The organism is Bradyrhizobium sp. ORS 375, from assembly GCF_000239775.1.
GTDB lineage: Bacteria > Pseudomonadota > Alphaproteobacteria > Rhizobiales > Xanthobacteraceae > Bradyrhizobium.
Window position 1 is genome coordinate 19455 of sequence record NZ_CAFI01000087.1, and the last position, 9252, is coordinate 28706.

Consider the following 9252-nt stretch of genomic DNA (forward strand, 5'->3'; position numbering starts at 1 on the left):
CAAAAACGACTGCCCGAAGGCAGCCGTTCGTCAGAGATGACTCCAGCGGATCGCCGAATCAGGGCTTGGCGGCGCGGCAGGCCGGATTGAACGCCCAGTTGCGGTCGAGGCCGACGACGCAGAACTCCACGCCCTGGTCATAGCCGGCAAAGCCGCCATCCTCGATGATCGAGTAGTTCAAGGTGCGCGCCTTGCCGTCGCTGATCATCACGCTGCCGGTGCAGAAGCGGCGCGGAATGTTGTCGGACTGCCAGGGGCGGAAGGCGATCTCACGGACGTTGGCCACACCGGTGATCGTCAGCGAGGAATTCCAGAACGTGCTCTCCTTATCCTGGAACCGGCTGACGATGGTCGGGATAGCCGCCTCGCAGGGGGCGACGCGACCTTCGTATTTCGGGCCGGACAGCCAGAAGTTCATCTCGAGCGGGTTGGCAGCCTGGGCCGGAGCGGTCGCGACGAGCGCAGCCAGCAACGCACCGCAGGCGGTGCCGAATGTCTTGAAAGCAGTGCTGAAGTCGCGCATGGGCCGTCCGCAAAGGCTGATCCGGGAGCGTGGACCGTGCCGCGCCTGTTCCAGGAGGTCAAGTGCAACGCGGCAACACTCCACGATTAGTCCTGTTAACCGAAGGCCGGTGTTCTTTTCTTGACGGGACAGGACCTTTAGGATGGCGCAAGCGCTTTGGGAGAATGCAATGCGGATGCTGAAGGTCGGATTGGTGAGGACGGCAGGCCTGCTGGCCGCGGGGATGCTGCTGGCCGGCGCGCCCGCCCGCGCGGACGTGGTCCCGCCGTTCAAGGGCAACGACACTGGCGGCATCATCGCCTATTCGCTCGCCCAGTCGACCGATGCGCGCCAGCTCGCAGTCGACCATTGCGCGTCCTACGGCAAGGTCGCCAAGTTCCGCGCAGTCGATCCCCACTACGGCGGCTACGTCTCGTTCGCCTGCCGCTGGGTGCCTTACGGCTCGGCCCAGCGCCCGCTGCGGACGCTGTACTGAACCTGTTCGAGGCCTGACTACACTAACGCCATGATTCGGCGTCATCGGTCCGCCGATCGACATCAAGCCGGATCATCATCATGACACGTCACCGCCTCGTCCTCGCTCTTTGTTGCGGCCTTCTGGGCGGGACGGCGGGCGTTGCCTTCGCGCTCGACCTGCCGGTGCGCAAGGCTGGCCTGTGGGAGCTCAAGATGATCCGGTCCGGCGGCCAGCTGCCGGAGATGACGATGCAGCACTGCACCGACGAGACCACCGACAAGGACATGAACAACATGGCCTCGCCGCTGGCGCAGCAGGCCTGTTCCAAGCAGGACATCCAGAAGACGGCGACCGGCTATGTCAGCGATTCCGTCTGCAGCTTCGGCGGCATGAGCACGACCTCGCATGCCGAGATCACCGGCGACTTCAACTCGGCCTACACGGTGAAGACGACGTCGAAGGTCCAGGGCGGCGCAGGCGCGGCCGCCAAGGACACCGCGATGACGATCGAGGCCAAATGGCTCGGCGCCTGCAAGGCCGACCAGAAGCCCGGCGACATCGTCATGCCCGGCGGCATGAAGATGAACGTCAAGGACATGAACAAGCTGAAGAACCTGATTCCGGGTGTGAAGCAGTAACGGCCACCCCCTTCGGCACTTCGCCACGCAGGACGGTTGGGACCACTAGACCACCGTTTCCCAAGGCCTGACGCATGGATCATGTGGACCCGGCTGTCATCGTCCGCGAAGGCGACGATCCAGTATTCCAGAGACGGCAGTGATCGACCGAGAGGCCGCGGCGTACTGGATTCCCCGCCTGCGCGGGGAATGACACCAAGGGGGGACGGTGAAAGCTCGCCCGGAAACAATCGCCGGTTCTCAGGAAACGCTCGCCTGGACCTGACGATCGCGGCGCGCGGAATTTCCAGATTGTGCTCGCTTACGCGCTCACTTGCCGACCAGGCTGCATTTGCTGCGGTCGAGTGGCCGAAACGCCTGATCGGGGGCGATCTTCGTCACCAGCTTGACGAAATCCCAGGGTGCCTTCGACTCGGCGGGGGTCTTGACCTGGACGAGGTAGAGGTCGTGCACCATGCGCTGGTCCTCGCGGATCTGGCCATGCTCCGCATAGGCGTCCGAGACCGGCGTGGCCTTCATCTTCGCCATCACCGTTGCGCCGTCATCGCTGTCGGCATCCTTCACCGCCTGCAGATAGTGCCGCACGGCCGAGTAGACGCCGGCCTGGATCTGTGACGGCATCGCCTTGCGGCGCGCGTAGAACGCGTCGGAGAAGCGGCGCGCGGCGGGAGAGGCATCCTCGAAGAAGCTGGTGACGATGAGATCGCCCTGCGTCGCCTTGAGGCCGATGGCCTCGATGTCGACGTTCTGGAACGACATCGGCACGATCTTCATGCCCTGGGCCGCAAGTCCGAATTCCTCCGCCTGCTTGATCGCGGTGGCGTTGTCGCCGGCGACGTTGAGCGCCAGGATCCTGGCGCCGGACGCCTGGGCCTGCAGCAGGAACGAGCCGTAATCCGGCGTGCCGAGCTGCGCCTTGACGCTGCCGGCGACCGTGCCGCCGAGTTGCGCGATGCGGGCGCGCGCGGTGGCCTCGACGGAATGGCCGAACGCGTAGTCGCCGGTGATGAAGAACCACGGCTCCTTGCTGGTCTGCATGATGCCCGACACGACGGCGGTCGCGGTCGAATAGGCGTCGTGCGTCCATTGCACCGAGGTCGGCGCGCACGCCTCGTCGGTCAGCTGATTGGCGCCGGCCCCCGAGATCAGGAAGATCCTCCCGTTGCTGCGCACCAGCTCCTGCACGCCAAGTGCCGCGCCAGAGCTGCCGCCGTCGGCGATCGCCTGCACGCCGTCCTGCTCGAACCAGCGCCGGGCGATCGAGACCGCGATGTCCGGCTTGTTCTGATGATCGGCCTGCAGGATCTCGATCGGCCGGCCGTTGATCTTGCCGCCGAATTCGTCCGCGGCCATTCGCGCCGCCTCCACTGATCCCGGCCCCATCGCCGTCGCGAAGACGCCTGTCATGTCGGTGAGCACACCGATACGAATGGCTTGTCCTTTGATGTCCGCCTGCGCGGATGAGCCTGCAAGCAGCAACAACCCGGCGATGCCGGATGTGAGACGGCGCGACATGATGATCCTCCCCGGATTCAACGATTTTGTTTGTTATGTCGTGTTTGGTTGATGCGCCGCGCGGCTCTCCGCGAGGCGTAGACGTCAGGCTGCCGCTTCGGCGGTCACGGGATTGCGCAGCACGCCGATGCCGGAGATCTCGACCTCGACCGTATCGCCGGGCTTCATGAACAGAGGCGGGCTGCGCTTGAAGCCGACGCCTCCCGGCGTGCCGGTGACGATCACGTCGCCCGGCAGCAAGGTCATGATCGTCGAGCAGTAGACGATCAGGTCGGGCACGTCGGTGATGAGCAGATCCGTGGTGGTCCGCTGCACGGTCTCGCCATTGAGGCGGGTCTGCAGCGTCAGCCTGGACGGGTCGGGGATTTCGTCGGCAGTGACCAGCCAGGGACCGAAGGCGCCGGACTTGTCGAAGGTCTTGCCCGACAGGAATTGCGAGGTGTGACGCTGCCAGTCGCGGATGCTGCCTTCATTGTAGCAGGAATAGCCGGCGATGTAGGTGAGCGCGTCCTCGCGCCGGACATGCCGGCCAGCCTTGCCGATCACCAGCGCCAGCTCGCCCTCGTAGTCGAAATGGTCGGAGACAGCAGGGCGAATGATCGGCTGCAGGTGGCCGACCTGGCTGGTCGGAAAGCGAGCGAACAGCGCGGGTTTCTCGGTGACGGTCCGCCCGGTCTCGGCGACGTGGTCGCGATAGTTCAGGCCGACGCAGATGATTTTGCCGGGATCGGGAATGACGGGCGCAAAGGCGATCGCATCGAGCGGATAATCGGCCTGTTCGGAGGCGAGCAGCCCAGCGGCATCGCCGAGCCCGCCCGCTTCCAGCAGCGCGCGCAGGCTCTTCGCGGGTAGCCGCCGGCCGAGGTCGACGACACCGTCGCCCTTCACCGCGCCGTAGCCTGCGCGCCCGTCTATGACAAAGGAAACCAGCTTCATATGTGAACCCTTTCAGGACAAACGGAAACGATCAGGCGGCCCCCGGCAGCGGCGCGAGGCAGGCGAGGCCGGACAACAGCGCCGCGGGATCTTTGTCGTTGCGGAAAGCACCGAGGATGTAGCGGTCCGGGCGCATCAGCACGGCGTTGAGGCCGTGTTGATCGAGCCAAGCATCGAGGCCGGCAGCTTCCTCGCCGCACATGATCGCGACGTCGGCTGCCGACAGATCGGCGTGATGCTGCTCGATGAGCGCGGCGCCGAGTCCCGACCGGCACAGCAGCGCGAAGCGATAGCCGACCCGATCGTCGCTGCGGCCGTGATCGCGGCTGCGGAATTGCGGTGCCAGTCTTCCCGTCAGGCCGCGGTCGCCGCAGGCCAGACCCGGGCCGAGCAGCGGCTTCTGCACGTCGAGCTTGAGCTGTCCGTCGCCCTGGGCCGTGCCGGTCGCGAGCGCCGCGTCGACGGCCTTGGTGTTGATGAGACCGCCGAGCCGGATCGCGAGCTCGATGAACTCGCGCACATGCGGGTCGCGCTCGCTCTGATAGGTGTCGAGCAGATTCGGCGTTGCCTTGCCGGTCGTCACATGGGCGAGCTTCCAGGCGAGATTGGCTGCATCGCGGATGCCGGCGCACATGCCCTGGCCGAGGAACGGCGGGGTCTGATGCGCAGAATCGCCTGCGAGCAGCAACCGTCCGCTACGCCATTGCTGCGCCACCGCGGAGTGGAACGTGTAGACGGCGGCGCGTTCGATCTCGGCCTCTCCGGGATGGAGCCAGGGCGAGAGCAGCTCCCACACGCGCGCGGGCCGGGTGATCTCAGCGGCATCCTCGTCGGGATGAACCGTGATCTCCCAGCGTCGGCGGTTGCCGGTGCCGCGAATGTAGGTCGCGGGACGCTGTGGGTTGCAGTGCTGCACGCTGAAATCGCCGAGGTCCGGCCGTTCGTCTCTTAGCAGCACGTCACAGACCAGCCAGCGCTCGTGAAAGCCGAGATCGTCGAGCGCCGAGCCGATGAAGCGGCGCACGAGCGAGCGCGCCCCGTCGCAGCCGACCACATAGGCGCAGGGGACGTCGACGAGCTGGCCGGTGGCGAGATCCTCATAGCGCACGCGGGCGCCGTCCTGGTCCTGCTCCAGGGCGAACACATCGCAGCGCGTGCGCAGCTCGACGTGAGGCCAGCGCTCCAGGCCGTCGTTGAGCACGGCTTCGAGATCGGGCTGGTGAAAACGGTAGCTCAGATTCCAGCCCATTGCCGTCGGCTCGCGCGTGCGCGGCCAGTCGAGCAGCAACCGTCCCTCGGCATCGACGAAGCGCATCCCCGGACTCAAAGTGAGGTGGGGCAGCATGGCTTCCGCCAGGCCGATGGTCTGGAACACGCGCATGCATTCGTCGTCGAAATGCACCGCGCGCGGCAAGTGATAGGTCTTGGCTTCGCGCTCCAGCACCAGGGTGCGGAGGCCGCATAGGCCGAGCAGATTGGCGAGCGTCGAGCCGACCGGCCCGCGACCGACGATGACGACGTCGAAGTGTGGAGAGTGTGCGGCCGTGGTGCTCATGGCCGCATCTGATCCGCAACCGCCTCGCAGCTTCAAGGCGCGGTCACGAACTGTCCGCCCAGCGGACGTTTAACGTTAGACGGGAATGGCGGCTGCGGTATCGCGCAGGGGCGCCGCGTACTGGGTGACAGCTTCCTCCAGGGTCATGGCGGAGCGGATCCAGATGATCGAGATGCAGCCGAACACGACGTCGTCGCGCACGATCGGCACCGCGATCGACGACGTCTTCGGATTGAACTCGCCCTCGTCCCGGATCGCATAGCCACGCTGGGCCGTTTCACTCATCATGCGCTGCAGCCGCTCGGGCGCCAGGAAGGGAACGTCCTCGGCATTCTCGATGCGTCGGAGATGGTTGATGATGAGGTCGCGCTCCGCGGCCGGACAGGCTGCAAGATAGGCCCGGCCGGCCGAGGTCTGCAGCATCGGCAGGCGCTTGCCGATCATGCTGCGATCGATCGAGAGCGGGCTGCGCGCATGCGTGGTTTCCTGGATGACCATCGCGCCGTTCTCATAGGTCGATAGATCGACGGGCCAGACCAGGGTGCGGCTGAGCTCGGCGAGATAGGGCGCGGCGGCCTGGCAGATGACAATCCCGGGATCATAGCCGTCGCCGAGGCTCAGGGCGTGGCGTGTCACCCGGAAGCGGTCATCGCTGGCGCTGCGTGCGACATAGCCGAGCTCCTCCAGGGTTTCGAGCAGGCGATAGACCGTGGGCCGCGGCAGATCGAGCTGGCGGGCGACGTCGCCGGCGCGAATGCCGCCGGACCGGTTGACCGCGCGCAGCACGTCGAGGCCGCGCTTGAAGGCGCGGACACCCTCCGCAGGACGGGCTTGCGGAGCTCGCGTCCGTTGCTTGGACACCTGGAAAATCCTCCCTGGTCTTCGTTTGCGTCCGCCGATACCGTCCTGAGAACGCGAGCCGGATGCAGGGGCGGCAGTCTACTGCAGGACCGCGCGGAGCTGATACGAAATTCGGCCCGCGCCTTTCGGGAGAACACGTCATGGAAATCACGGCGCTCGGCTACATCGGCATCAAGTCGTCGCAGGCTGAGCAGTGGGGGGGGATGGCGACCGAGCTGCTCGGCATGCAACGCATCGATCGTGCGGCCGGGATGCAGGCCTATCGCATGGACGACCGCAAGCAGCGGCTGATCGTCGACGGCAGCGGCGATGACGGGCTCGCCGTCATGGGCTGGGAGGTCGGCGACGCTGCCGCGCTCGCACGCCTGGCGGGCCGGCTCGAGAACAATGGCGTGAAGGTCGTCAGCGGTTCGCAGGCGCTGGCCGACGAGCGTCATGTCACCGAGCTGATTTCCTTTCAGGATCCGGCCGGCCATACCCTCGAGGTGTTTTGGGGCGCAGCGCTCGCCCCCGATCCGTTCAGACCGGGACGTCCGATCTCCGGCTTTCGCACCGGGCCGCTCGGCATGGGACATGTCGTGCTCAACGTCGAGGAGGTCGAGCCGCTGCTGACGTTCTATCGCGACCTGCTCGGCTTCCAGGTGTCCGATTTCGGCCTGACGCCGTACAAGCTGTATTTCTTCCACGTCAACGGCCGCCACCACAGTTTTGCGATGGTCGGCTCCGGCCGCCGCACGCTGCATCATTTCATGGTGGAGCTCGGCAGCCTCGACGATGTCGGCCAGGGCTACGATCTGGCGCAGCTCGAGGACGGGCGCGTGGCCTACACGCTGGGGCGCCACACCAACGACCACATGACCTCGTTCTACGTCAACACGCCCTCCGGCTTCTTCATTGAATATGGCTGGGGCGGCCGGGTGATCGATCCAGCGACCTGGCAGCCGCACGAGACCTTCGATGGTCCGTCATTGTGGGGACACGAGCGCTTGTATTTGCCGGATGAGCCGCGCAAGCGCATGCGCGACATGCGCCTGTCCGCCGCCGCACGCGGCGTCCGCGTGCCGGACCCGCGCGTTCCGCCGCTGAACTGCGCGTGGCTCGACGCCGTGATCGCGCAGGAATGAGCCGGCGCACTACACCGGAATCCGCACGCTCGCGCGCAGGCCGCCCATCGGGCTGTCGCCGAGCGTGATGTCGCCGCCATGCGACCGCGCGATGTCGCGGGCGATGGCGAGGCCAAGGCCGGTGCCGCCTTCGTCCTGGTTGCGCGCGTCGTCGAGCCGCAGGAACGGCTTGAACACCTCCTCGCGCATGTCGGCGGGAATGCCCGGGCCGTCATCGTCGACGGTGATGGTGAGGTAACGGTGGTCGCGATGGCCCGTGATGGCGATCGCATCGGCATGGCGCGCGGCGTTGGAGACGAGGTTGCCAAGGCAGCGCTTCAGCGCCTGCGGCTTCACGGTCACTACCGGCAGGCCGTGGAACGACACGGTGGCGGAATGGCCGTTGCGCTCGGCGTCGCTGCGCAGCTCCTCCAGCGCGTTGGAGATGTCGGTCGGCTGCGCGATCTCGCCATTGTCGCCGCGCGCGAACGCCAGATAGTCTTCCAGCATGTGCGACATCTCGTCGACGTCCTTGCGCATCGCGTCGATCTCGGGGCTGTCGCCGAGCAGCGCCAGCTCGAGCTTGAAGCGCGTCAGGATAGTGCGAAGGTCGTGGCTGACGCCGGCCAGCATCGCGGTGCGCTGCTCCATGGCGCGCTCGATGCGGGCCTTCATCTCGAGGAAGGCGTGCGCGGCGCGCCGCACCTCGCGCGCCCCGCGCGGCCGGAAGTTCGGCACCTCGCGGCCCTTGCCGAAACTCTCGGCGGCGTCCGCAAGCCGCAGGATCGGCTTGATCTGGTTGCGCAGGAACAGCACCGAGACGATCAGCAGGATCGACGACGTGCCGACCATCCAGAACAGGAAGATGTCGGTGTTCGACGCATAGGCCGCGCCGCGCTGGGCGAACACGCGCATCACGGCATCGTCGAGCGCGATGCGGATCTCGACCAGGTTGGAGCGGCCAACCGTATCGATCCAATAGGGCCGGCTGATCTGGCGGCCGATCTGGCTCGACAGCGACTGGTCGAGCAAATTGAAGAACGGCTTGGGACCGGGCGGCGGCATGTCGCCGGCAGGGAGGAAGTCGACGACGAGGTTGAGCCGCTGCTGCGCGATCCGGCGCAGCATGGTGCGGTCCTTGTCCTGCGGATAGCCCTTGTAGATGTCGATCAGCGCCGCGACATCCTGCACGACGGCCGCGGACAGCCGCCGCGTCACCGTGTTCCAGTGCCGCTCCATGAACACGCCGGCGACCACGGTCTGCAGGATCACCATCGGCACGATCATGATCAGCAGCGCGCGCGCATAGAGGCCGGTCGGCATCCAGCCCTTGAAGGCATTGCCGACGATGCTGTTGGCGCGCGACACTCGCCGCGAGGCGGTGCGGATGAGAGTGAGGCCGGTGTCGAGGGTGGTCATGATAAGCGCAATCGCTGCATACGTCCGTCATTGCGAGCGAAGCGAAGCAATCCAGAGTTATCGCGGGACCCTGGATTGCTTCGCTTCGCTCGCAATGACGTGGGGAGATCGGGATGCCTCACGACCTGTAGCGGGGAGGCGACAGCTTTCGTCCAGGTGGCGGTCTTCTCCCTCTCCCCGTCCTTACGGGGAGAGGGCTGGGGTGAGGGGCAGCCGCACGGGGAGTGTTTGTGGAGAGACCTGTA

General features: G+C 66.2%; 9 protein-coding genes. 3 read left to right on the top strand and 6 right to left on the bottom strand.

Translation table 11 applies throughout. The annotated features are described in order from the left end of the window. Positions 1-58: 58 nt before the first annotated feature. Positions 59-523 carry a hypothetical protein gene (locus tag BRAO375_RS07700; RefSeq protein WP_009026900.1) on the bottom strand — a complete coding sequence of 155 codons (465 nt, stop codon included), beginning with the start codon at positions 521-523 and terminating at the stop codon, positions 59-61. Between the two features lie 169 nt (positions 524-692). Here BRAO375_RS07700 and BRAO375_RS07705 point away from each other — a divergent pair, with 169 nt between their 5' ends. Next, entirely contained in the window at positions 693-998 is a 306-nt protein-coding gene (locus tag BRAO375_RS07705; RefSeq protein WP_009026901.1) for a hypothetical protein, read from the top strand. An 80-nt stretch (positions 999-1078) separates the two neighbouring features. Then, positions 1079-1618, top strand: coding sequence for a DUF3617 domain-containing protein (locus BRAO375_RS07710; protein ID WP_009026902.1), 540 nt, complete (start codon positions 1079-1081; stop codon positions 1616-1618). A gap of 309 nt (positions 1619-1927) precedes the next feature. On the opposite strand, the gene BRAO375_RS07715 is transcribed toward BRAO375_RS07710, so the two are convergent. The 4 genes from BRAO375_RS07715 to BRAO375_RS07730 all read right to left on the bottom strand — a co-directional run bounded on the left by BRAO375_RS07715 (position 1928) and on the right by BRAO375_RS07730 (position 6485). Further along, on the bottom strand, positions 1928-3133 hold the full coding sequence (locus BRAO375_RS07715) for an ABC transporter substrate-binding protein (RefSeq protein WP_009026903.1): 1206 nt from the start codon (positions 3131-3133) through the stop codon (positions 1928-1930). Positions 3134-3217: 84 nt separating this feature from the next. After that, positions 3218-4069: a fumarylacetoacetate hydrolase family protein gene (locus BRAO375_RS07720; RefSeq protein WP_009026904.1), complete on the bottom strand. Its 852-nt coding sequence runs from the start codon at positions 4067-4069 to the stop codon at positions 3218-3220. Positions 4070-4100: 31 nt separating this feature from the next. Next, the gene (mhpA, locus tag BRAO375_RS07725) at positions 4101-5624 is read right to left on the bottom strand and encodes a bifunctional 3-(3-hydroxy-phenyl)propionate/3-hydroxycinnamic acid hydroxylase MhpA (RefSeq protein ID WP_009026905.1); all 1524 of its coding nucleotides are present in this window, start codon (positions 5622-5624) and stop codon (positions 4101-4103) included. A 75-nt stretch (positions 5625-5699) separates the two neighbouring features. Further along, positions 5700-6485, bottom strand: coding sequence for a DNA-binding transcriptional regulator (locus BRAO375_RS07730; protein ID WP_009026906.1), 786 nt, complete (start codon positions 6483-6485; stop codon positions 5700-5702). A 140-nt stretch (positions 6486-6625) separates the two neighbouring features. Between BRAO375_RS07730 and BRAO375_RS07735 the strand changes: the two genes are divergently transcribed. Then, on the top strand, positions 6626-7609 hold the full coding sequence (locus BRAO375_RS07735; RefSeq protein ID WP_009026907.1) for a VOC family protein: 984 nt from the start codon (positions 6626-6628) through the stop codon (positions 7607-7609). 9 nt (positions 7610-7618) lie between these two features. On the opposite strand, the gene BRAO375_RS07740 is transcribed toward BRAO375_RS07735, so the two are convergent. Next, complete coding sequence (locus BRAO375_RS07740; protein ID WP_006611505.1) at positions 7619-9007, bottom strand: ATP-binding protein; 1389 nt, start codon at positions 9005-9007, stop codon at positions 7619-7621. Positions 9008-9252 lie beyond the last annotated feature (245 nt).

Excerpts from the sequence above, each read along its gene's own strand:
- BRAO375_RS07700 (WP_009026900.1), bottom strand. The coding sequence starts at position 523 with ATGCGCGACTTCAGCACTGCTTTCAAGACATTCGGCACCGCCTGCGGT.
- BRAO375_RS07705 (WP_009026901.1), top strand. The coding sequence starts at position 693 with ATGCGGATGCTGAAGGTCGGATTGGTGAGGACGGCAGGCCTGCTGGCC.
- BRAO375_RS07710 (WP_009026902.1), top strand. The coding sequence starts at position 1,079 with ATGACACGTCACCGCCTCGTCCTCGCTCTTTGTTGCGGCCTTCTGGGC.
- BRAO375_RS07715 (WP_009026903.1), bottom strand. The coding sequence starts at position 3,133 with ATGTCGCGCCGTCTCACATCCGGCATCGCCGGGTTGTTGCTGCTTGCA.
- BRAO375_RS07720 (WP_009026904.1), bottom strand. The coding sequence starts at position 4,069 with ATGAAGCTGGTTTCCTTTGTCATAGACGGGCGCGCAGGCTACGGCGCG.
- mhpA (WP_009026905.1), bottom strand. The coding sequence starts at position 5,624 with ATGAGCACCACGGCCGCACACTCTCCACACTTCGACGTCGTCATCGTC.
- BRAO375_RS07735 (WP_009026907.1), top strand. The coding sequence starts at position 6,626 with ATGGAAATCACGGCGCTCGGCTACATCGGCATCAAGTCGTCGCAGGCT.
- BRAO375_RS07740 (WP_006611505.1), bottom strand. The coding sequence starts at position 9,007 with ATGACCACCCTCGACACCGGCCTCACTCTCATCCGCACCGCCTCGCGG.